Source organism: Hymenobacter polaris (assembly GCF_012927305.1).
In the GTDB taxonomy this organism is placed as follows: Bacteria; Bacteroidota; Bacteroidia; order Cytophagales; family Hymenobacteraceae; genus Hymenobacter; species Hymenobacter polaris.
Genome location: NZ_JABBGH010000002.1, coordinates 916,096 through 938,863 on the forward strand (window position 1 = coordinate 916,096; position 22,768 = coordinate 938,863).

Consider the following 22,768-nt stretch of genomic DNA (forward strand, 5'->3'; position numbering starts at 1 on the left):
TAACCACCCGCGGCGACCAGCTAAAAAACGATGAACCTGCCCCTTTTCTCCCTGCTCACCGACGTGCATGTGCTGACCCAGCAGGGTTCGGCCGACGTGCCCGTGGTGGGCCTCACGCTCGATTCGCGGCAGGCGGGGCCGGGCATGCTGTTTTGCGCCCTGCGCGGCACCGCCACCGATGGTCATAAGTTTATTGGGCAGGCGGTGGCCCTGGGGGCGGCCGTGGTGCTGTGCGAGGAGCTGCCCGCCGAGCTGAACCCGGCCACCACCTACGTGCAGGTACCCGACGCGGCCGCGGCCCTAGGGCCGGTGGCCAGCGCGTTCTACGGCCATCCCTCGCGCCAGCTGCAGCTGGTGGGCGTGACGGGCACCAACGGCAAAACCACCTGCGCCACGCTGCTGCACAAGCTGCTGCGCGAGCTGGGCTACCACTGCGGCCTGCTAAGCACGGTGCAAAACCAGATTGACGAAACCGTGGTGCCCAGCACCCACACCACCCCCGATGCCATTCGGCTGAACGAGCTGCTGGCGCGCATGGTGGCCGCCGGCTGCACCCACGCTTGCATGGAAGTGAGCAGCCACGCCGTGGCCCAGCACCGCATTGGCGGGCTGCGCTTCGCGGGCGGCGTGTTCACCAACCTCACCCACGACCACCTCGACTACCACGGCACCTTCGGCAACTACCGCGACGCTAAAAAAGGCTTTTTTGATGCGCTGCCCCGCGCCGCCTTCGCCCTCACCAACGCCGACGACCGCAACGGCGCGGTGATGCTGCAAAACACCGCCGCCCGCCGCGAAACCTACTCCCTGCGCTCGGCCGCTACCTTCCGCGCCCGGCTGGTGGATAATAGCCTGGCCGGCTTGCTGCTCGAAATCGAAAACCGGGAGGTGCATTTCCGGCTTATCGGCGTGTTTAATGCCTACAACCTACTGGCCGTGTACGGCGCGGCCGTGCTGCTGGGCGAAGACGCCACCGAAGTGCTCACCATTCTCTCGGGCCTGACGACGGCGCCCGGCCGCTTCGAGCCAGTGACCGTGCCGGGCCGGGCCATCATCGGCCTCGTGGACTACGCCCACACGCCCGACGCGCTCGAAAACGTGCTCCAAACCTTGCAGCAGACGCGCCGGCCGGGGCAGCGCATCATCACGGTGGTGGGCTGCGGCGGCAACCGCGACGCCGCCAAGCGCCCCGTGATGGCCCGGCTGGCCGCCCAGCTCTCCGACGAGGTTATCCTCACCGCCGACAACCCGCGCGACGAAGACCCGCTCGACATCCTGCGCCAGATGCAGGCCGGCCTCACCCCGCCCGCCGATGCCCATGCCCAAACCATTGCCGACCGCCGCCAGGCCATTCGGGCCGCCGTGGCCCTGGCCCGCCCCGGCGACCTGGTGCTGCTGGCCGGCAAAGGCCACGAAACCTACCAGGAAATAAAGGGCATCAAAGCCCACTTCGACGACCGCGAGGAGCTGCGGAAAGCACTTTCTGAACTTAGTACCTAACGACTTGTCAGTGCGAGCGCAGCGAAGCAATCGCATCAGCACGATACCCGAACGATTACCGCCCGGTGCGATTACTTCGCTGCGCTCGCACTGACAGGCAATGGCTGACCATTATGCTCTACTACCTCTTTCGCTACCTGCACGAACACTACCACCTGCCGGGGGTGGGCGTGTTTCAGTACACCACCTTCCGGGCGGCGCTGGCCGTCGTGACCTCGCTGCTCATTGCCCAGATTTTTGGGGGCCGGCTCATCGGGGCGCTGCAGCGCAAGCAAGTGGGCGAAAGCATCCGCGACCTAGGCCTGCAAGGGCAGATGGAGAAGAAGGGCACTCCCACTATGGGCGGCCTCATCATTCTGCTGGCTATTCTGGTGCCAGTGCTGCTGTTTGCGCGCCTGCGCAACATCTACATCATCCTGATGCTGCTGAGCACCGTGTGGCTGGGGCTGATTGGCTTTCTCGACGACTACATCAAGGTGTTTCGCAAGAACAAGGAAGGCTTGAGCGGGCGCTTTAAGGTGCTGGGCCAAATTGGCCTAGGCCTGACGGTGGGCTGGGTGCTCTACTACAGCAACGAGGTGACGGTGCGCGAGTACCTGCTGCCCAACGGCCAGCTCTCGGCCGTGGACGCCACCAAGGTGTGGCGCGACGTGCACCTGACTATCACGACGGTGCCCTTTCTGAAAAACAACGAGCTGAACTACAGCGACTTGTTTGCCAACGCGCAGTTCGTGTTCAAGGAGTTTTACGGCCTGCTCTACATCCCGCTGGTAATCGTCATCATCACGGCCGTGAGCAACGGCGCCAACATCACCGACGGTCTCGACGGGCTGGCGGCCGGCACCTCGGCCATTATCGGCATTACGCTGGCCATTTTCGCCTTCGTGAGCGGTAATGCGCTGCTGGCTGATTACCTGGATATTATGTTCATCCCGGATTCCAGCGAGCTGGTTATCTTTTGCACGGCCTTCGTGGGGGCGTGCATCGGGTTTTTGTGGTACAACTCGTACCCAGCGCAGGTATTCATGGGCGACACCGGCTCGCTGGCCCTAGGGGGTATTATCGCGGTGCTGGCCCTCATCGTGCGCAAAGAGCTGCTGATTCCAGTATTGTGCGGCGTATTTCTGATTGAAAACTTGTCGGTTATCGTGCAGGTGAGCTGGTTTAAGTATACCAAGCGCAAGTACGGCGAGGGCCGCCGCCTGCTGCGCATGTCGCCGCTGCACCACCACTACCAGAAGCTGGGCTACCACGAATCTAAAATCGTGTCGCGGTTCTGGATTGTGGGGATTATGCTGGCGGTTATCACCTTGGTTACGTTGAAGTTACGTTAATGCTGTTTTCACCGCAGAAGGACCGCGGAGGCCGTTCTTCTACGCTTCCTCTGCGAAGCCCTCTGCGTCTTCTGCGGTGAAAACACCCGAAAAGAATATGAAAAATATCGTTATCCTCGGAGCTGCCGAAAGCGGCGTGGGCGCGGCCCTGCTGGCCCAAGCCAAAGGCCACGCCGTGTTCGTGTCGGACCGCGGCGAAATCAAGCCCGACTACAAGCAGAAGCTAACCCAGGCCGGTATCGAGTTCGAGGAGAATATGCACTCGCTGGATAGAATCCTAGGGGCCGATGAAGTAGTAAAGAGCCCCGGCATCCCGGAGAAGGCGCCGGTTATCAAGGCGCTGCGGGAGAAAAATATTCCGATTATTTCCGAGATTGAGTTTGCCAGCCGCTACACCCAGGCGCGCTACATCGCCATCACGGGCACCAACGGCAAAACCACAACTACCCTGCTCACTTACCACCTGCTGAAGGAAGCGGGCTACAACGTGGGGCTGGCCGGCAACATCGGCTACTCGCTGGCCGAGCAGGTTATCGAAAACAACTTTGACTACTACGTGCTGGAGCTGAGCAGCTTCCAGCTCGACGACATCAGCTACTTCCAGCCCTGGATTGCGCTGCTGCTCAATATCACCCCCGACCACCTCGACCGCTACGACTACTCGCTGGCTAAGTACGCCGAGTCGAAGCTGCGCATCGTGCGCAACCAGGACAGCAGCTGCTCCTTCATCTACAACGCCGACGACGAGAATATCCAGCGCTACTTCAAGGCGGCGCTGCGGCCCATGCAGCAGCTGCCCTTTAGCCTGCACCACCGTCCCGACTTTCACCTGGGCGGCTACTACAAGGAGGAAAACGAAATCTGCCTCGACTTGCTGCCCGGCTACTACAGCGAGACGGAGCGCGTCAACACCGCAGCCTCGCCCCTCATCGGCGAGCACAACCGCCAGAACGTGCTGGCCGCCGTGCTGGCCGCCCGCGTGGCCGGCGTCAGCCGCCCGGCTATCGAGCAAGCCCTAGGCACCTTCCATAACGCCGAGCACCGCCTGCAGCCCGTGGCCGACCTAGGGGGGGTGACGTACATCAACGACAGCAAGGCCACCAACGTGGAGGCCGCCTGGTATGCGCTCGACGGCGTGAAAAGCAACCTCATCTGGATTGCCGGCGGCACCGACAAGGGCAACGACTACGCCCCGCTGCAGCCCCTGGCCCAGCAAAAAGTAAAGGCCCTCATCTGCCTAGGGGTCGATAATGCCAAACTCGTGGCCGCCTTCGCCGACTACGTGCCCCTTATCGAAGAAACCCAGGATATGGCCGACGCCGTGCGCCGCGCCGCCGCCCACGCTGCCCCCGGCGACGTGGTGCTGCTGTCGCCGGCCTGCGCCAGCTTCGACTTATTTCAGAACTACGAAGACCGCGGCCGCCAGTTTATCGCGGCAGTGCGGGCCCTAGAGTAGTTTTTTGCTAAAAAGCGCAGTCAGCCCGCCGCTGGCGGGCGTATCCGCGAAATCCGTTAAATCCGTTAAATCTGCGGTCCTATGCAGCCCACCTTTCGCCTCACCTGGCTCCAGCGCAACCTCAAGGGCGACCCCATTCTGTGGGCCATCGTCATCCTGTTTTCGCTCATTAGCATCGCGGTGGTGTACTCGGCCACCGGCACGCTGGCCTACCGCAACGAGCTGCACGGCCGCTCGGGCTCAGTCGAGGGTATTGCCTTGAAGCACAGTAGTTTGATACTGGGCGGCCTCGTGCTGGCCTGGGCCGCCCACCGCATCGACTATCGCCACTACTCACGCCTGTCGCTCTACGCGCTGCTCATTTCGGTGCCGCTACTGTTGTTCACCTATTTCATGGGCGGCGACATCAACGGGGCCTCGCGCTGGCTGGTTATTCCAGTTATCAACCAAACGTTTCAGCCCTCCGACCTGGCCAAGCTGGCGCTCATCACGCACCTGGCCAGCATGCTCAGCCGCCGCCAGCAGCACCTGCACGACTTCTGGAACACCCTGTTTCCGGTGATGCTGTGGGTGGGCGTCATCTGCGGGCTCATCATTTTGTCGAACGCCTCCACGGCGCTGCTGCTCTTCATCACCTGCCTGCTGCTCATGTTCATCGGCCGCGTGCCCATGAAGCAGATGCTGCTGATGGTGGCCATTGGCGTGACCCTAGGGGGCGCGGGCCTCGCGGCCGGGCAGCGCCTGGGCACGGTGGTGTCGCGCGTGTCCAACTTCACCGACAAAACCAAGAAGCCCCAGTTTCAGCTCGAACACTCGTTTATCGCCATTGCCACGGGCGGCGTCACGGGCAAGGGCCCCGGCAAAAGCACCGAGCGCAACATCATGCCCCACCCGTATTCCGACTTTATCTACGCCATCATTATCGAGGAATACGGCATGCTGGGCGGCCTGGTAGTGCTCTTTCTGTACCTCGCTTTTTTGTACCGCGGGCTGAAAACGGTGATGAACAGCCAGGGGGCATTTGGCGGCTTGCTGTCGGCGGGCCTCAGTTTCAGCCTGGTGCTGCAAGCTATGGTGAATATGGGCGTGGCCGTGGGCCTAGGACCCGTGACGGGTCTGCCGCTGCCGCTGCTCAGCATGGGTGGCACTTCCTTGATTTTCACTGGTTTGAGCATCGGTATCATCCTGGCAGTGAGCCGGGGTGACCGCGAAATCCGCCCCATGAAGGGCGAGCCCGCCGATACGGCGCGCATTCCTAGCAAAAGGGCGGGGTACTAATAAAAAGGGTGGTCATGCTCATCTGGCGTCCGCCTGCCGAAGCATCTCTATCGCAGCACTAGCCCTAGCGTCTGAGATTACTTACGCGGTAGAGATGCTTCGGCAAGCTCAGCATGACCATCGCTTAATTACAAGAAAAAATCTAATGAAATTCATCATTTCCGGCGGCGGAACGGGCGGGCACATCTTCCCGGCGGTGGCAATTGCCAACGAGATTCGGCGGCGGCAGCCCGACGCCGAAATTCTGTTCGTGGGCGCCAACGGCCGCATGGAAATGACGCGCGTGCCCGAGGCCGGCTACAGCATTGTGGGCCTCGACATTACCGGCTTGCAGCGCCGCCTCACGCCCCAAAACCTTTTGTTTCCGGTGCGGGTATTTCGCTCGGTGCGGGCCGCGGGCAAATTAATTGAGCAGTTCCGGCCCGATGCCGTGGTGGGCGTGGGCGGCTACGCCTCGGCGCCGGTGCTGCTGGCGGCCACCTCGCGCGGCATTCCTAGCCTCATTCAGGAGCAAAATTCCTACGCCGGGCTCGTGAATAAGCTGCTGGCGCGCCGCGTAAGTAAGATATGCGTGGCGTATGATGGCATGGAAAAGTTCTTTCCGGCCGACAAGCTGGTGCTCACCGGCAACCCCATCCGCACCGAAATTGCCCTCGGCGACCGCGCCGAAGCCCTCGCGTTTTTCAACCTGGACCCCGCCAAAAAAACGCTGCTCGTAATTGGCGGCAGCCTAGGGGCCCGCACCCTCAACCAAGCTACCGCCGCCGCCCTGCCCCGCCTGGCCGAAGCCGGCGTGCAACTACTCTGGCAAACCGGCAAGCTTTATTACCCCGAGGCCCGGCAGCAGGTAGCCCCCTACGCCGCCCAGCACCTGCACGCCCTGGAGTTTATTCAACGCATGGACCTGGCCTACGCCGCGGCCGACGTGGTTATCAGCCGGGCCGGGGCCCTCTCCGTATCAGAGCTTTGCCTTACGGGCAAGGCGAGCGTGCTGGTGCCCTCGCCCAACGTGGCCGAAGACCACCAAACTAAAAATGCCCTAGCCCTGGTGAGCAAAGGCGCTGCCGTACTCGTCACCGACGAGCACGCGGCCGTCCGCCTCTACGACGAAACCCTGCGCCTGCTGGCCGACCCCGCCCGCCAGCAAACGCTTAGCGAACGGGTGCGCGAACTGGCCCGGCCCGCCGCTACCACGGCGATAGTGGACGAATTATTCAGGTTAATTAAAAACTGAAGAATATGCAGTAAGAATTACGCCCTTGCGCAAGTGTTGCCGCTTGGCCGCAACTCATAATTCATAACTCCTAATTTAAATTAAAAAAGGTGCAGCAATTTCCTTACGTATTTTTTCTGGGTATTGGGGGCATCGGGATGTCGGCGCTGGCGCGGTGGTTTAAAGCCAACGGCCACCAAGTAAGCGGCTACGATAAAACTGAAACGCCCCTGACGCAAGCCTTGCAAGCCGAAGGAATTGCCGTGCACTACCATGACGACGTAGCGAATATTCCGGCGGTAATTCGGGAAAATAAAAACCAGGTACTAGTCGTGCTGACGCCCGCCATCCCGGCCGATAGCCGCGAGTGGGCCTGGCTACGCGCCGAGGGTTACGATATTCGCAAGCGCAGTCAGGTGCTGGGCGTGCTCACGGCCGGCCGGCCTACCATTGCGGTGGCCGGCACCCACGGCAAAACCACTACCAGCAGCATGGTGGCCCACTTGCTGCACCACGCCGGCCTCGACGCGGGCGCCTTCCTAGGGGGTATTTCGGTGAACCTGGGCAGCAACCTGCTGCTACCCCAGACGCCCGCCGCGCCCGTGGTGGTAGAGGCCGACGAGTACGACCGCAGCTTCCTGACCCTGCATCCCGACGTGGCCATCGTCACCAGCACCGATGCCGACCACCTCGATATTTACGGCGAGCAAAGCGCGCTAATTGATTCCTTCTGCCAGTTTGTAAGCCAAATTAAGCCCGGCGGCACCCTGCTGCTCAACCACACCGCCGATGCGCGCGTGGCCGCCGCTGTGCCGCCCGGCACCCGCGTGCTGCGCTACGGCCTCACGGCCGCGCAGGGCCCCGATCTATTTGCCGAGCACATTGCCGCCGCAGGCCACGAGTTTACCTTCGACTTGCACGGCCCCCTAGGAATGGTGCCGGGGCTGCAATTGGCCGTGCCGGGCTTTCACAACGTGGAGAACATGCTGGCGGCGGCGGCAGCGGCGCAGCTTTTTGGCGTGGCCAGCGCGCAGCTGCCCGCGGCCGTGGCGGCTTATCAGGGCGTGAAAAGGCGGTTTGAATTCGTTGTGACCGGGCCCAATAAGGTGTACGTGGATGACTACGCGCACCACCCGCGCGAGATAGAAACTTTCCTGCGCTCGCTGCGGGCGCTGTATCCGGGCAAGCGCCTGCGCGTCATTTTTCAGCCCCATTTATTTACCCGCACCCGCGATTTTGCCGAGGGATTTTCACAAAGCTTGAGCCTGGCCGACGAAGTGGTTTTGCTGGATATTTACCCGGCCCGCGAATTACCAATTCCTGGAATTACTTCGGACATATTATTGGCCAAAATTTCTTCCGCTAAATCATTGCAAACCAAAGAAGAAGTATTGCAAAACGCCCAAGATTCGCCTACATTTGACATATTAGCAACGGTTGGCGCGGGCGATATTGATACGTTGGTTCCGAAGCTGAAAAAAATAGTGCAGGCAGCCTGAATAATCGCGGTAAATAGAGGTTTTTACCACGGGTGTTTTACTGGATTAATCCAAAAAACGCCAGCTAATTATTTTAGAAAACAAGTTAAATTAATTCCGGTGCCGACTACTGGTCAGGAATAAAAATGCATGCAAAAAAATGTTCGTAACCTGCTCGTTGCGTTCGCCTGCCTGCTGGGCCTAGGCGGCATGGCCACCTTTGCGGTGGTGCGGCAGGCGCACAAGCCGGTCGAGAATATCGTGGTGACTATTGCCAACGACTTAAACACGTTTTTCATCAGCGAGCGTGGCGTCACGGCGCTGCTTACCGCCGGGGGCAAAGACCCGGTGCTGGGCACCGTGCCCGAGGGCCCGCGCCTGCGCCAGCTAGAGAGCCGCCTGCGGGCGCATCCTTTCGTGCGCGACGCCCAGGTGTACCGCGACCTGGCGGGCAACCTGCACGCCGACGTGCGCCAAAACCGCCCCATTGCCCGCTTGGTGCACGCCGACGACCGCCTGGATAGCTACCTTGATGCCAGCGGCAAGCGTCTGCCGCTTTCGCCGCTCTACACGGCGCGGGTGGCTACGGTGAGCCGCGCCGGCGGTGGGGCGCTGCCCCCCAGCTTCTTTCAAGACAGCGTGGGGCGCGGCTACCTTGATTTTCTGCGCTACGTAGACGAGCATCCGTTTTGGCGGGCGCAGGTGGCCGAGGTATTCGTGGAGCCGGGCGGCAAGCTCAGCTTTACGCAACAGGTCGGCGACCAGCGCGTAGAGTTTGGCTCACCCAGTGACATTGCTGGAAAATTCGCTAAATTGATAGTATTTTACCGACAAATTCCGTCAGTTTTGGGCTGGGATACCTACCATCGGGTAAATGTGGAATACCAAAACCAAATAATTTGTGAGTAGAAATTACTTGCAAATCAATTCTTTCTTTTTTAAATAAACGGCTAACAAACTTAGCTTTCGTTCTTTCACTGCTCGCCTCGACTCCCATGCAACAAGATAAAATCGTCGTCGGCCTCGACATTGGCACCACTAAAATTTGTGCCTTGGTGGGCCGCAAAAACGAGTATGGCAAACTCGAAATTCTGGGCATGGGCAAGGCGACGTCGGAAGGCGTGCAGCGCGGCGTGGTGCTCAACATCGACAAAACCGTGGATGCTATTCGGCGCGCCATCCGGCAGGCTGAGGAGCAGTCGGGCATCGATATTGGCGTGGTGAACGTGGGCATTGCCGGGCAGCACATCCGCAGCCTGCAGCACAATGGCTCCATTACGCGGCCCAACGCCGACAGCGAGATTTCGCAGGACGACGTGAACCGCCTCACCGCCGATATGTACCGGCTGGTAACGCCGCCCGGCTCGCAAATCATTCACGTGATGCCGCAGGACTACAAGGTGGACTTTGAGGGCGGCGTCACTGACCCCATCGGCATGGCCGGGGTACGCCTGGAGGGTAACTTCCACATCATCACGGCGCAGAGCGCGGCCATCAACAACATCAACAAGTGCGTGACCAAGGCGGGCCTGGCCATCGCCGACCTCATTCTGGAGCCGCTGGCGTCGAGCGTATCGGTGCTGAGCGACGAGGAAAAGGAAGCCGGCGTGGCGCTGATTGACATTGGCGGCGGCACCACCGACCTGGCCGTATTCAAGGACGGCGTGATTCGGCACGCGGCCGTGCTGCCGTTTGGCGGCAATATCATCACCCAGGACATTCGCCAGGGGTGCAACGTGACGCCTAGCCAGGCCGAGCAGCTAAAGGTAAAATTCGGCAAGGCCATTGCCGAGGAAGCCAGCGATTACGAAATCGTGAGCATTCCGGGCTTGCCCAACCGGCCGCCTAAAGAAGTGTCGCTCAAGAACCTGGCGCACATCATTGAGGCGCGCATGTCGGAGATTGTGGAGTTGGTGTACGCGGAGATTTACCGCATGGGCCTGCAAGACAAGCTCTCGGCCGGCATTGTGCTGACCGGCGGCGGGTCGCAGCTCCAAAACCTGGAGCAGCTGACCGAGTACCTTACCGGCCTCGATACGCGCATCGGTTACCCCAACCAACACCTGGGCAAGGGCAAGATTGAGGCCGTGAAGTCGCCCATGCACGCGACGGGCGTGGGCCTGGTGCTGGCCGGCTACCAAGCCGTAACCGACGAGCGCCTGGTGCGCCCCGTGTACGGCGAGGAAGAGCCTGCTGCTTATGCCTACTCGGCCCCCGCGCCAGTGGCGGCCCCGGTGGTGCCCTCCTTCACGGCGGCCCCGGCGCCAGCTCCCGCGCCCGAGCCAGAAAAGCCCAAGGAACCCAAAGGCCCCAGCAAGTTTGGCAGCTACCTCAAGGGCATGACCGACAAGCTAAAGGGAATTTTGATTGACGATTTCGACGACAAGCAATACTAAATAGCAAGCTGTTAGCTGCTGGCTATTAGCTGTTGGCTTCACGTTTTCGATTGCAGTTTTTTTATTGACCATATAAGCTGACAGCTAATGGCTGATGGCTAACAGCTAGTAGACGATGACTTTTATTTTTGAAGTTCCTTCCCAAAGCCGCTCAATTATTAAGGTAGTTGGGGTGGGCGGCGGGGGCTCCAATGCCGTGAAGCACATGCACAAGCAGGGCATCAAGGACGTGGAGTTTATTATCTGCAATACCGACCGGCAGGCGCTGGAAAGCTCAACCGTGCCCAACAAGCTCCAGATTGGGGTGGACCTGACGGAGGGCCTAGGGGCGGGGGCCAAGCCCGAGCGTGGCCGCCAGGCGGCCATCGAGAGCCGCGAGCAGATTCGGGAACTGCTCAACAACGGCACCAAGATGCTGTTTATCACGGCGGGCATGGGCGGCGGCACCGGCACCGGCGCGGCACCGGTGATTGCGCAGGTGGCGCAGGAGCTGGGTATTCTCACGGTGGGCATCGTGACGGCGCCATTCCTATTTGAGGGCAAGAAGAAGCGCGAGCAGGCCGAGCAGGGTATCCGCGAGCTGAGTGAGCACTGCGACACGGTGCTGGTGATTCTCAACGACAAGCTGCGCCAGCTCTACGGCAACCTGCCCATGGGCGCGGCCTTCGCCAAGGCCGATTCAGTGCTGACCACGGCGGCCAAGTCGATTGCCGAGATTATCACGGTGACGGCGGACATCAACGTGGACTTTGAGGACGTGAAGACGGTGATGAAGGACTCGGGCGCCGCCGTGATGGGTAGCGCCATTACGGAGGGGGAAAACCGCGCCCGCCGCGCCGCCGAAGAAGCCCTTAATTCGCCGCTGCTCAACAACACCGACATTCAAGGCGCCCAGAAAATCCTGCTCAGCATCATGTCCGGCGACCAAGCCGAGCTGGAAATGGATGAGCTGTCGGAAATCACGGAGTACATCCAGCATAAAGCGGGCGAGGATGCCGAGATGATTTTTGGCCACGGCACCGACGAAACCCTCGGCCAGAGCATCCGCGTGACGGTGATTGCGACTGGCTTTGCCCGCGAGGCCCACGACATTGGGGCCGGCTCGGCCGCCCCGCGACCCGAGCCGGTAGCCGAGGCCGCGCCAGTAGCAGTTGACCCGCAAATCAACGTCTTCGACAAAGAGCGGCAGGGTTTGCCCACGCCGCTGGTGCCGAGCTTCACGGCATCGGCCGCCCCCGAGCCTGCCCGCGTGGTCATCGACCTCAACGGCCCCGCCCTGCCCAGCGCCCAAACCGGCCTGACCGGGGCGCCCATCACGGCGCCCGGCGAGCCGGTGCTGCTGCCTAGCCCAGCCGCCGGCCAGCAGCCCGCCACCCCGCGCCCCCGCCCGGTGCTGCCCCCCGCCCAAATGGAGGAGCGCCACCGCCGCCTACAGCAGCTCAACCAGGGCCTGACGCCCGAAACCACGGCCCACCTCGATACCCCCGCCTACCTGCGCCGCGGCCAGAAGCTGGACCCCGTGACGCCGAGCAGCGCCCAAAATATTTCGCGCTTTAACCTCAGCGACGATAACGAGCTGCTGGGTGACAACCGGTTTCTGCACGACAACGTGGACTAGACCACTGATTAGCACGGATTTTAGCGGATTCCACGGATTTTGTAGACGATTCGCTTAGTATTTAATTTTTCATAAAGAAAGGCCGCTAAACTAGCGGCCTTTCTTTATGGCGTTGGCCCTAGGGCAGTAGGCGCTAGAGTAGGCGCTAGATTTGCTGGGGCACGGCGGCCGGCTCGTAAGCGTAGCGGGTTTTAAGGCGCTCCAGCGGGGCTTCGAGCCAGTGCCAGGACAGCGCGCTCAGGCTGACAAGCAGCGGCAGTAGCGCCAGGGCCATGACGAGTGGCTGGAGCAGCCAGGGCCGCCACGCGCTAGCCGCCGGGAGGAAGTAATAGATAAGCCGCTGGTAAAAAACGGGCAGCATTAAGTGAAAGAGGTACATGCCGTAGCTGCGCTTGCCTAGCCACTGCGCCAGCGGGTGCGCCAGCCAGCGGCCTTGGCGCGGCGAACTCATCAGCCAGCGCAGGGTGAAATAGCTGACTACGGCCCCCAGGCCCGGCGCCAGCACCGACCACAGCTGCTCGGCCGGCAGCGTGGCGCGCGTGCCGGCCCAAAGCAGGCCCCAGGCGGCACCGGCCGCGGCGGCGGGCCAGCCGGGGTAGGGACGCCGCTGCCCCGGCCGGGCGCGCGCCGCCGCAGTATGAAGCCGCAGCAGCGCCCCTAGGGCAAATAAATCGAGGCAGGCCGGCAGCAGCACCGTGGCGTAAACGGGCGTGGCGGGCACCAGGTAAAGCACGGCGTAGCAGCGGTAGGCCAGCCCGGCCGCCACCAGCAGCCACAGCCCGGCCGCCCGCTGCCGCAGTAGGCCCAGCGCCAAGGGCCAGATTAAGTAAAACTGCTCTTCAAGCGCCATGGTCCAGTAATGGCCCACGCCTTCGGGCCAGCTGCGGAGCTGGTAGCATAGGACGTTGGTGAGGGGCAGCAAAAACCAGCCGGGGTACTGGTACAGCGTAGCCAGCGGCAGCAGGGCCCCTAGGGCCAGCGAGAGGTAGTAGGGCGGAATGATGCGCAAAAAGCGCCGCGTGTAAAAAATACCCAGGCGGCGCGTCCAGCCGGGGCTGCCGCCCCAATAGATATCATTTTTCCAGATAATGCCCGAAATGAGGTAGCCGCTGAGCACAAACAGCGGCAAGCGCCCCACCTCGCTGAGCGGAAAAGGCGGCAGAAGCCAGTGCCCCAGCACCACCAGCCCGATGGCCACGGCCCGAAACCCCATTAGCTCGGGCTGGTAACGCAGGGCGGTAGGCGGGTTGGGCAGAGGCAGCATAAAGGCGATTGTACCCAAAAATACGCGCGGCGGCCAGCCTAGTGCGGGTCCGCGAAGCGCTTGTCGGCCACGAAGGACGAGTCGGTGAGGGTTTTGAGAAAGGCAATGACTTGCCGTTTCTCGGTGGCCGTGAGGTCCATGTGGGTGCCGAAGGGCGGGTTGTTGAGACCCTGGATGAGGTTGTTATCCAGGTTGGGGCTGGCCATTTGCACGTGGTCGGAGTAGTGGTCGAGCACTTCCTCCAGGGTTTTGAAGCGCCCGTCGTGCATGTAGGGCGCCGTGAAAACGAGGTTGCGCAGGGTGGGCGCGATGAACTTGCCCTGGTCGACGGCCAGGCCCGTGACGGCGCCGCGACCGGTATCGGCGAAGGTGAGGTCGAGGCCGTTGTTGAAGAACTGACCCGCGTACTGCGATGACATCAGCGGCTGGGTGTGGCAGTGGAAGCACTCGGCTCCGCGCACCACGCCGGGCGCAATGTGGGTGGTGTAAAGTTGCAAGCCCGCCTGCTCGTCGGCCGTGAAGCCGGTGCGGCTGGTGATGAACTTGTCGTAGCGCGAATTGGCCGAGATGAGCGTGCGCTCGAATTGCGCCAGGGCCTTCAGGGTCAGGTCGTTGGTGATGGTGCTGGTGCCGAAGGCGGCCCGGTACAGCGGCGGGTAGGTACTGGTAGCCTGCAGCTTGGCTACGCCCGCCGCCAGCGACTGGTGCAGCTCAATCGGGTTTTCGATGGGGTGCTGGGCCTGGGCCTCTAGGGTCGCAAAGGCGCCATCCCAGTCGAAGGCGCTGCTCCAGAGCACGTTGGTGAGCGACATGGCCCCGCGCGGATTGGCTACGCCATCAACCCCCACGGCCAGGGCCCGGCCGTCGGTAAAGGCCTTGCTTTGCTGGTGGCACGAGCCGCACGCCATGGTGCCAGTGCTCGACAGGGCCTTCTCGTAAAAAAGCATGCGCCCGAGGGCCACGCCCTCGTTGGTGAGCGGGTTATCGGCCGGAATGATAGGGGCGGGGAAGCCTGGCGGCACCGTAAGTGTATAAGGCGTGGGGGCCGGGGCGGGAGCGTCGGGCTCGGTGCCGCCGCCCTTTTGGCAGCTGGCTACTACCAGCCCTAGGGCGCTCAGCAGGGTCGAAACGAGCAGGCAGGTAGTGCGTAGCGACATAGGCAAAAGGCCAGGAAAGGCAAACGAAGCCGGGGCGCCACCAGAACGACGAAGCCGGCCGGCTTAGTTTCGGGCGGCCAGCCAAGCGGGCGTAAATACTGAAAAAAGCCGACCGGGCAGTGCCGGGGCTGTCGGCGCGGGAGCCAGCAGGCGGCGGTCGGTCAGGAAGTCGCGGTCGGTCAGGGTGCGCAGAAACGCCAGCAAGTTGGCTCGCTCCGGCGCCGAAAGCGGAATGCCGAGCCGCCCATTCGGCTGGCGCAGCCGCGGGTCGAGGGTGCGCGAGGGTTGCACACCGTGGTCGTAGTGGGCCAGCACCTGCCCTAGGGTGCCGAAGCGCCCATCGTGCATGTAGGGGGCAGTGCGGGCCACGTTGCGCAAGCTCGGCACCTTGAAGCGGCCCACGTCGCCGGGCTTGAGGCTGATGCGCGCCCGGCCCGAGTCGAGGGGAAACGTGCGGTCGAGACCGTTGTTGCGGTAGCTCTCGTCCGTGAACAAGTCGGTGGCGTGGCAGCCGGCGCACTTTGCTTGGAATAGCGCTAAGCCGCTTATTTCCTGGCTGGTAAGCTGGCCGCCGGCTTCGTGGCGCACGTAGTGGTCGTAGCGCGAATTGGCCGAGGTAAGCGCGGCCGTGAACTGCGCCAGCGCCCGCAAAAACTGCGCGGTGCCAATGGGCCCCGGCCCATAAATAGCCGCGAACTGCCGCCGGTAGTCGGCGTCGGCGTTGAGCTGGGCGAGGGCTGCCGCTAGCGGCCGGTGCATTTCCCTAGGGTCGGTGAGGGGCGCCAGGGCCTGCAGCTCCAGCCCCAGGGCGCCGCCATCGGCCATGAAGCCACGGCGCCAGCGCAGGTTTTGCAGAGCCGGGGCGTTGCGGGCGGCCAGCTGCCTGCCCACGCCGGGGCTAAGGCGGTGGCCCGCGTGCGCAAACGCCGCCGCCGGCCGGTGGCACGACCCGCACGACACGGTGCCGTCGGCCGAAAGGCGCGCATCGTAAAAGAGCTGCCGGCCCAGGGCGAAGGTGGCCGCATCGGGCGGGTTGCCGGCCAGCCCATACACCATGGGCGGAAAGTTGGCGGGCTGCGCAGTGCCGGGCACCGCTGCTACCGGGCGGCTGCCCGCGCCCGCCAGCAGCCCGGCCAGCCCGAGGCCGGCCACCAGCCCCAGGCGGGCCAGCGGCCGGTGCGGGGCCGGTATAAGCTGGGCTAGCCGCATGACCGTGAGCTAGTTGGCTTGCACGCCCTTGACCGAAAACATACCCGCCGCGTAGTTGCGGGCCACCTGCACCGAGGTGGCGCTGGGCTGCATGGCCGTGGGGAAGGTGCTCAGGGGCAGGTGCGTTACGCCGTCAAACAAGCTTAGCACGTTGGCCACGAGGTGCACCTGCGGCGCCTGGCCGGCCCGCACTTGCAGGGTGGTGCCGCTGGGCCAGGCCGGCGCGGCCGTGACGATGGCGCTGTAAGGCGCCCGGTAGCCGCCAATGTGCGCCGTCAGGGCCTTGTTGCCGGCCGAGGTGACGGTGCCCTCCAGCTTCATGAAAATGTGGCCCGTGTTCCAGACCCAATACATATTATTGGCCGGGTTCAGGTCGCCGGTCAGCGAGAGCGGGTCGGCCTTAGTAGCCGTCGAGTCCACGCCCACCACAAACTTCACCCCCGCGTAGTCGCCCACCGGCACGTTGCTGATGGTGAGGCTGGTGGTGCTGGGCTTGCTCACGTCTACCAGGTGGTATACGCCCGGCGCGGCGTAGGTGCTGCCGTCGGCCTTGGTGAACACCACGTTGGAAATGTAGTACTCCAACGTGTTAATGCTGAAGGTTTCGCCGCTTGCGGTTTGGTAGGTGGTGCCGTTCAGCGCCACGGCCTTGGGGCCCGCCACGTGCTCCAGCGCCAGCGCCACGGTGCCCACGGTGGGCTCGCTGCTATCGGCGTCTTTTTTGCAGCCACCCAGCAGCCCGGCCGCGGCGGCCAGCACCCCTAGGCCGGCAGTGAATAGAAAACGGTTTTTCATCGCTTAAAAAGCTAAGTTGCTGTCAGTAACGCTCGCCGGTCCCGCGCGGTATGCGGCCCCTAGGAGTAGCTAGCTGGCCGGCAGAATAGGAAAGGGCGCTTACCAAAGATAAGTGCCCGCAGCAGGCCTAGGGGATGAACAACCGCCGGCCGACGCTATTTTTGCCGCTGGTTAGCCATTTTCCAACGCTTGAAGCCTACGCTTGCCTATTTGCTCGCGGCCCTGGTGCTGCTGCAAACCTTCAGCCGCGAGCTGCTGGTGGCAAACTTCACGCTCAACCGGGCGGCCATCACGGCGCGCTACTGCGTGAACAAGGCCCGCCCTAGCCTGCACTGCGACGGCAAGTGCTACTTTGCCAAGCAGCTGAAAAAGCAGGAGGAGCGCGAGAGCAAGTCGGCCGGCCCGCTCAAGGAGCGGCTGGAGATGCTGCCGGCGGCCTTCGGGGGCTGGCAGCCGCGGGCCCCGCGCCCGGTGGCGCCATTGGCCCGGCGCTACGCCCGGCTGGTGGCGCAAGGCTACGCCGCGCCGCTGGGCGCGGTTTTTCACCCGCCGTTAGGCTAAAAACAACTTGCGGATGGGGAGTTGCCGGCCGGTTGGCCTGGCTGCCGCGGTGCGCGCAGCCGGGCGCCCCGCGCCTAGCCCCCTTGGTTTGTTTTTAGCTTTCGTAACAAGGGATGAAGTCATTTTTAATGGGTACCGGGCTGGCGGCTGCCAGCCTGGGCTGCGCGTGTGCGCAGCAAGCCCCGCTGCGCGGCACCGTGCTCGACGCGCAGTCGCAGCAGCCGCTGCCGGGCGTCACGGTGGTGGTGCCGGGCACGCAGGTGGGCACTACCACCGATGCCGCCGGCCATTTCGTGCTGCCGGCCGCGGCGGGCGTCCGCGAGGTAATTACCTCTTTTATTGGGTATAACACCCAAAACGTGCGGGTGCCCGCCGGTAGCCAGGCCCTCACGGTGCGACTCGAAGCGGCGCCCCTCAACCTGCAGGGCGTGGTGGTATCGGCCAGCCGCGAGCAGGAGCGGCGCACCCAGGCGCCGGTGGCCATCGGCCAGGTAGCGCCCCAGCTCATTGCCGATACCAAGGCCACCGCGCCCTACCAGCTGCTCAACAAAGTGGCCGGCGTGTACATGGTGAACCTGGGCAACGAGCAGCACATGATGGCTATTCGCCAGCCCATTAGCACCAATGCCGTGTACCTGTACCTGGAGGATGGCCTGCCCATCCGGCCCATCGGCATCTTCAACCACAACGCGCTGTACGAAATAAACCAGGCTGGCGTGCGCAGCATCGAGGTGGTGAAGGGACCCGCGTCGTCGCTCTACGGCTCCAACGCCATTGGTGGGGCCATCAATTTCCTCACCCAGCAGCCCACGCCGCTACCTACGGCGGGCCTCTCGGTGCAGGGCGACGGCTACGGCTACCGGCGCGTCGATGCCAGCGCCAGCGGCACAGTAGGGCGCTTAGGGGTATTTGTGGGTGGCTACGCGGCCCGGCAGCGCAACGGCTGGCAAGACTACTCCGACTTCGATAAGCAGTCGTGGACGGCGCGGGCCGACTATGCCTTTAGTACCAAAACCCGGCTGGTGGGCATGGGCACGTATAACTACCTCAACACCCAAACGCCCGGCACGCTCGACAGCACCCGGTTCTACGGCCGCAGCTACGCCAGCAACAACCGCTTCACCAACCGGGTGGTGACGGCCGTGCGGGCCAGCCTGCGCCTGGAGCACGACTGGAACCCGCGCCAGCGCACGGCGCTCACGGCCTTTACGCGCTACAACTCGACCGGCCAGCTGCCGAGCTACTACCTGGCCGACATGCGGGTGAACGGCGTTTACCAAAGCTCGAACGGGCAAGTCAACAATCAGTCGTTCAATAGTTACGGCGCTTTGGCGCAGCACCGCGCCGACTTCGGTTTCTTAAACTCGCGGCTTATCGTGGGCGGGTACTTCGACTACAGCCCCAGCACCTACTTCGCCCGCTACCTCACCGTGCAGAAGGACGTGGCCCGTAATTTCTACACCGGCTACACCGACACCGGCCGCTTGCTCGACAACTACCGCACCGACCTTTACAACGCGGCTGCCTACGCCCAGTACGAGGTGCAGGCTACCGAGGCGCTGCGCGTGGTGGGTGGCCTGCGCTACGACCGGGTACAATACCATTTCGTGAACTTACTGAGCGGCAGCCAAACCACTAAGAAGCCGGCCCAGAATAACGTCTACAACATCGTGGCGCCCAAGCTAGGGCTGACCTATGCTCTAGGGGCCAACCAGGGCGTGTACGCCAACGTCAGCACCGGCTTTCAGCCGCCCGAAACGGGCAGCCTCTACAGCTCGCGCCAAACTATTGAGCTGAAGCAGGCCAACTTCACCAACTACGAGGCTGGCGGCTGGGCGGCCCTGCTCGACCACAAGGTGTACGTGGACGTGAGCGTGTACCAGCTGGAGGGGCGCAACGAAATCGTGAGCTTGCTGCAAGCCGACAACACCACCCAGAGCGAGAACGTGGGCGCTACCCGCCACCAGGGCATCGAGTACACGCTGACTTACGCGCCGGTTGCGGAGGTGAATTTCCGCCTTAGCGGCACCAACGCCCGCCATACGTATTTGGAATACAGCGAGGTAGTGCAGGGCCAGAACCGCGACTACTCGGGCAACCGCATGGTGAGCGCCCCCAGCTGGATTGCCAACGCGGAGGTGTTTTACAAGCCGCGCTTCGTGCCCGGCGCCCGCCTGGGGCTGGAGTGCCAGCGCATTGGCCAGTACTATACCAATACTGCCAATACCAAGACCTACGCCGGCTACACGGTGCTCAACCTGCGCCTGGGCTACCGCCTGCCCCAGCCCGCCGTGCGCGGGCTCGAGGTGTGGGCCAACGTCATCAACCTAGGCAATGCGCTATACGCCACCCTGGTAACGGCCAACCAGTACGGCACCACCTACACCGCCGCGGCGCCTCGCACCCTCACGCTGGGCCTAGGCTACACCTTCGCCGCCCAGGTGAAGAATGCGCCGTAGCGCCGTCAATGGCCTCTTTTCCTCTCGTCTTAAGCGGAGCGCTGCGTTCTGTAAATCAATATCTTCCATGCAAACAACTACTTCGCCGCCCCGCGCGGCGGCTTCGCCCGTGCGGCGCTTTGTGGGGCGCCACCTGTACCGCTGGCACCGGGTGCTGGGCCTGCTCACGGTGCTGCCCGTGCTGGCCTGGACGCTCAGTGGCATCTCGCACCCCTTGATGGCCAATTGGTTGCGGCCGCCCATTGCCCACGAAACGGTGCCCACGCCAGCGCTGCGAGCCAGTGCCCTAGGGGTGCCAGTGCCGCAGATACTGGCCCGCTACCAGCTGGGCACCGTGCGCAACCTGCGCGTGGTGCAGTACCGGCGCCAGCCCTACTACCAGCTGGCCGACTACCGCGGGCAGCTGCGCTACTTTGCCGCCGCCACCGGCCAAGAGCTGCCCCAGGGCGACCGCGCCTACGCCGAAGACGTGGCCCGCTACCTGCTGGCCGACTCGACCAGCGCCGTGGCCCGCGCCGAGCGCCTGACGCACTATACCGCTGACTACAAGTTCATTAACCGCCTGCTGCCGGTCTGGAAAATCACCTTCGACCGGCCCGATGGCATGGCCGTGTTCGTCGAAACCGGGCAGAGCCGGCTGGGCACCTTCAACAACTACGCGCGGGCCCGCTTCCTGTGGCTGTTTGGGATGCTGCACAACTGGGATTTTCTCGACGCGCTGCCTAGGCCGCTGCACCTGGGCATTATGCTGATTTTCACCACCGTGCTTTGGGTGTCGGCCCTGAGCGGCTTGGTTATTTACGGCTTCGTGCGGCGCAAGCTGCGCCAGCCGCGCTCCCCCCACGACCAGGTGGGCTGGCTGCGGCGCCGCCACCGCACCCTCGGGCTGTGGGTGGCCTTCGTCACGTTCACCTTCGCCCTGAGCGCCTCCTACCACCTCTGGCAGAAGCTCACGCCCGACCGCCGCGAGCAGGTGGCGCGGGTAAATGCCTTTACGGCCAGCGATTTCACCTGGCCGCTGACCGCCGCGCTCACTGGTCCCGCGCCGGTGCAGGGCGTGTCGTTGGCGCGGGTGGGCGGCCAGCCTTACTACCGCCTGGTGGCCCTAGGGGCCGGCGGCCCGCCCCAGGTGACGTACCGCAGCACCCGCGACGGTAGCGTGTTGCCCGACGGCGAGTTTGCCTACGCCCGCGAGCTGAGCGAGCAGTTTGCGCAGGCGCTGGATGGCCATCTGGTACCGGGCACGGCCCTAGCCGGCGCCAACGATGCACTACCGGCCGACTGCTGCGTGCTGCCCGCCACGCCAAGCCCCGAAGCCGAAACCCGTACCGCCATTGGTACGGCCGCTGCCAGCCTTGGCGCCGCCCCGGCCAGCCCGGCCGCCCTAGGCAGCCCCGAGCTGGTAACGCGCTTCGCTGGCGAGTACGGCTTCGTGAACAAGCGCCTGCCGGTGGTGAAGCTCACTTACGCCGGCGCGGGCCACCCCGCCCTATATGTGGAGCCCGCCACTGGCCGCCCGGCCGCCCTGGTGCGCGACGGCGACCGGCGCGAAGGCCTCTCGTTTGCGGTGCTGCACAAGTTCTTTTTGATGGACTGGGCCGGCAAAAACGTGCGCGACGCGGTGGCCATCTTCTCGGCGCTGGGTGTGCTAGTCGTCACGCTCTACGGCATGGCGCTGGCGCTCAAAACCTGGCGCTAGCTCCTAACAAAAGGCGGTCATGCTGAGCGCAGCCGCAGCAGCTCTACCGCGTAACTAAACCTTGGCGTCAGGATTACTTACGCGGTAGAGCTGCTGCGGCTGCGCTCAGCATGACCGCCTATTTAAGCAAGCATATCTAAAAAGCTAAGCCGCCAGTAACGCCTCGGCTTGCTCGCGTAGTAACTGGCGGTATAACTCGCTGGTAAGCTCGCCGGCGGGCGTGAGGTGCTTTCCAATAAACGGTAGGCGCACCCGCTGCGGCAGCACGCTGGTGCCGAGATAGAACAGGATGTCGGTGAGGTGGCTCAGGGCCAGGCCGCCGCCTTGGCTGCCACTGCTTAGGCTCACCAGCGCCGCCTGCTTGCCCCGGATGCCGCCGGGGTAGGGCAGGGCGTCGATGAATACCTTGAGCGCGCCGGGGATGGAGCAGTTGTACTCGGGCGCGAAGATGACGAGCTTATCCGACTGGTCGAGCGGGGCGATGAAACGGTTGAAGTCGGGGTGCTGGCCGGCGTTGTGGTAGAGCGCCACGTTGAGGAAATCAATAGGCAGCTCGGTCAAATCCAGCAGCTGGTAGGTGGCGCCCAGTTCAGCGAGCAGGGTGGCGTAGAAATCGGCCAGCTGGCGGGCGCGCGACTGGGGCCGGTTGGTGCCGACGAGGAGGGTAATCATGGCAGAGTAGCAGTAGGCGTACAGGGGCAACCCGGCCCTAGGGCCCGAAGTTTAAACTACCACCAGCCCGTACTTGTCGAGCAGGCCCGGCAGGCCGTCCAGCGCGAAGCGGGCGCCCGTTAGCACGTTGGCTTCGGGGTCGAGGCTGAAGCCGGTGGCGGTGGTAAAGTCGGCGCCCGCCAGCCGGGTGTTGTGGAAGACCGTGCCCGTAAGGTCGCAGCCGGCCAGCACCGCCTGGCTCAGGTCGGCGTTGGTGAAGTCGGCCTCTTGTAGCTGGCAGCGCTCGAAGCGGGTGCCCGCCAGCTTCTTGCCGCCGAAGGTGGCGTAGCGCAGCAGGCAGTCGTCGAAGTGCACGCCAAACAGCATGTCCTGGCACGCCCCGAAGCCTACGCCCAGCAGCCGACAGTCGGCAAAGGCCACGTTTTGCAGCGCCGCACCCCCTAGGCGGGCATTGCCCAGGTCGCAGCGCTCAAACAGGCAGTCCTCGAAGCGCAGCCCACCCAGGTTGGCCTCGCCCAGCGAGCAGCTCAGAAACCGCACCTGCTCAAACTCGCGCCCCAGCTCCAGCAGCTGCCGCGCATCCAGCCCAATGAGCGTCTGCTCGAAGCGGTCGGGCTTGCGCAGGGTAGGGGCGGGGCGGCGTTTCATGAGAAGTTAAGAGGTAAAAGGTAAAAGGTAA

The 22,768-nt window shown here is 63.4% G+C and carries 18 protein-coding genes; 12 read left to right on the forward strand and 6 right to left on the reverse strand.

Going from position 1 to position 22,768, the window contains the following annotated elements; all coding sequences use genetic code 11:
- The first annotated feature begins 36 nt into the window (after nt 1–36).
- The 9 genes from HHL22_RS14135 (at nt 37) to ftsZ (ending at nt 12,273) form a co-directional block, all read left to right on the forward strand.
- Nucleotides 37–1,500 carry a UDP-N-acetylmuramoyl-L-alanyl-D-glutamate--2,6-diaminopimelate ligase gene (locus tag HHL22_RS14135; protein ID WP_394354462.1) on the forward strand — a complete coding sequence of 488 codons (1,464 nt, stop codon included), beginning with the start codon at nt 37–39 and terminating at the stop codon, nt 1,498–1,500.
- A 113-nt stretch (nt 1,501–1,613) separates the two neighbouring features.
- The gene (mraY, locus tag HHL22_RS14140; RefSeq protein ID WP_169531995.1) at nt 1,614–2,834 is read left to right on the forward strand and encodes a phospho-N-acetylmuramoyl-pentapeptide-transferase; all 1,221 of its coding nucleotides are present in this window, start codon (nt 1,614–1,616) and stop codon (nt 2,832–2,834) included.
- Nucleotides 2,835–2,910: 76 nt separating this feature from the next.
- Entirely contained in the window at nt 2,911–4,290 is a 1,380-nt protein-coding gene (murD, locus tag HHL22_RS14145) for a UDP-N-acetylmuramoyl-L-alanine--D-glutamate ligase (protein WP_317172667.1), read from the forward strand.
- A gap of 81 nt (nt 4,291–4,371) precedes the next feature.
- On the forward strand, nt 4,372–5,568 hold the full coding sequence (locus HHL22_RS14150; protein ID WP_169531996.1) for an FtsW/RodA/SpoVE family cell cycle protein: 1,197 nt from the start codon (nt 4,372–4,374) through the stop codon (nt 5,566–5,568).
- Between the two features lie 145 nt (nt 5,569–5,713).
- Nucleotides 5,714–6,802 carry an undecaprenyldiphospho-muramoylpentapeptide beta-N-acetylglucosaminyltransferase gene (gene murG / locus HHL22_RS14155; protein ID WP_169531997.1) on the forward strand — a complete coding sequence of 363 codons (1,089 nt, stop codon included), beginning with the start codon at nt 5,714–5,716 and terminating at the stop codon, nt 6,800–6,802.
- Between the two features lie 89 nt (nt 6,803–6,891).
- Entirely contained in the window at nt 6,892–8,280 is a 1,389-nt protein-coding gene (gene murC, locus HHL22_RS14160) for a UDP-N-acetylmuramate--L-alanine ligase (RefSeq protein WP_169531998.1), read from the forward strand.
- A gap of 129 nt (nt 8,281–8,409) precedes the next feature.
- On the forward strand, nt 8,410–9,168 hold the full coding sequence (locus HHL22_RS14165; protein ID WP_169531999.1) for a cell division protein FtsQ/DivIB: 759 nt from the start codon (nt 8,410–8,412) through the stop codon (nt 9,166–9,168).
- Nucleotides 9,169–9,254: 86 nt separating this feature from the next.
- Nucleotides 9,255–10,655: a cell division protein FtsA gene (ftsA, locus tag HHL22_RS14170; protein WP_169532000.1), complete on the forward strand. Its 1,401-nt coding sequence runs from the start codon at nt 9,255–9,257 to the stop codon at nt 10,653–10,655.
- Between the two features lie 115 nt (nt 10,656–10,770).
- Nucleotides 10,771–12,273: a cell division protein FtsZ gene (gene ftsZ, locus HHL22_RS14175; protein ID WP_169532001.1), complete on the forward strand. Its 1,503-nt coding sequence runs from the start codon at nt 10,771–10,773 to the stop codon at nt 12,271–12,273.
- Nucleotides 12,274–12,418: 145 nt separating this feature from the next.
- Here the strand turns inward: ftsZ and HHL22_RS14180 are convergent, their stop codons facing one another.
- From HHL22_RS14180 to HHL22_RS14195, 4 genes are all read right to left on the reverse strand, one after another.
- Nucleotides 12,419–13,537 (reverse strand): acyltransferase family protein, encoded by a 1,119-nt coding sequence (locus HHL22_RS14180; RefSeq protein ID WP_169532002.1) that lies wholly within the window; start codon nt 13,535–13,537, stop codon nt 12,419–12,421.
- A 38-nt stretch (nt 13,538–13,575) separates the two neighbouring features.
- Nucleotides 13,576–14,694: a cytochrome-c peroxidase gene (locus HHL22_RS14185; protein ID WP_169532003.1), complete on the reverse strand. Its 1,119-nt coding sequence runs from the start codon at nt 14,692–14,694 to the stop codon at nt 13,576–13,578.
- 63 nt (nt 14,695–14,757) lie between these two features.
- Complete coding sequence (locus HHL22_RS14190) at nt 14,758–15,903, reverse strand: cytochrome-c peroxidase (protein ID WP_169532004.1); 1,146 nt, start codon at nt 15,901–15,903, stop codon at nt 14,758–14,760.
- A gap of 9 nt (nt 15,904–15,912) precedes the next feature.
- Nucleotides 15,913–16,698, reverse strand: a complete 786-nt coding sequence (locus tag HHL22_RS14195; RefSeq protein WP_169532005.1) for an MbnP family protein — start codon at nt 16,696–16,698, stop codon at nt 15,913–15,915.
- 189 nt (nt 16,699–16,887) lie between these two features.
- Here HHL22_RS14195 and HHL22_RS14200 point away from each other — a divergent pair, with 189 nt between their 5' ends.
- The 3 genes from HHL22_RS14200 to HHL22_RS14210 all read left to right on the forward strand — a co-directional run bounded on the left by HHL22_RS14200 (nt 16,888) and on the right by HHL22_RS14210 (nt 21,417).
- The gene (locus tag HHL22_RS14200) at nt 16,888–17,259 is read left to right on the forward strand and encodes a hypothetical protein (RefSeq protein ID WP_169532006.1); all 372 of its coding nucleotides are present in this window, start codon (nt 16,888–16,890) and stop codon (nt 17,257–17,259) included.
- Nucleotides 17,260–17,372: 113 nt separating this feature from the next.
- A complete protein-coding gene (locus HHL22_RS14205) occupies nt 17,373–19,718 on the forward strand; it encodes a TonB-dependent receptor (RefSeq protein ID WP_169532007.1) in 2,346 nt (781 codons plus the stop codon).
- A 67-nt stretch (nt 19,719–19,785) separates the two neighbouring features.
- Complete coding sequence (locus tag HHL22_RS14210; protein ID WP_169532008.1) at nt 19,786–21,417, forward strand: PepSY-associated TM helix domain-containing protein; 1,632 nt, start codon at nt 19,786–19,788, stop codon at nt 21,415–21,417.
- Between the two features lie 144 nt (nt 21,418–21,561).
- Here HHL22_RS14210 and HHL22_RS14215 read toward each other — a convergent pair whose 3' ends face one another.
- On the reverse strand, nt 21,562–22,089 hold the full coding sequence (locus tag HHL22_RS14215) for an NADPH-dependent FMN reductase (RefSeq protein WP_169532009.1): 528 nt from the start codon (nt 22,087–22,089) through the stop codon (nt 21,562–21,564).
- A 51-nt stretch (nt 22,090–22,140) separates the two neighbouring features.
- On the reverse strand, nt 22,141–22,737 hold the full coding sequence (locus HHL22_RS14220) for a pentapeptide repeat-containing protein (RefSeq protein WP_169532010.1): 597 nt from the start codon (nt 22,735–22,737) through the stop codon (nt 22,141–22,143).
- Nucleotides 22,738–22,768: the final 31 nt, after the last annotated feature.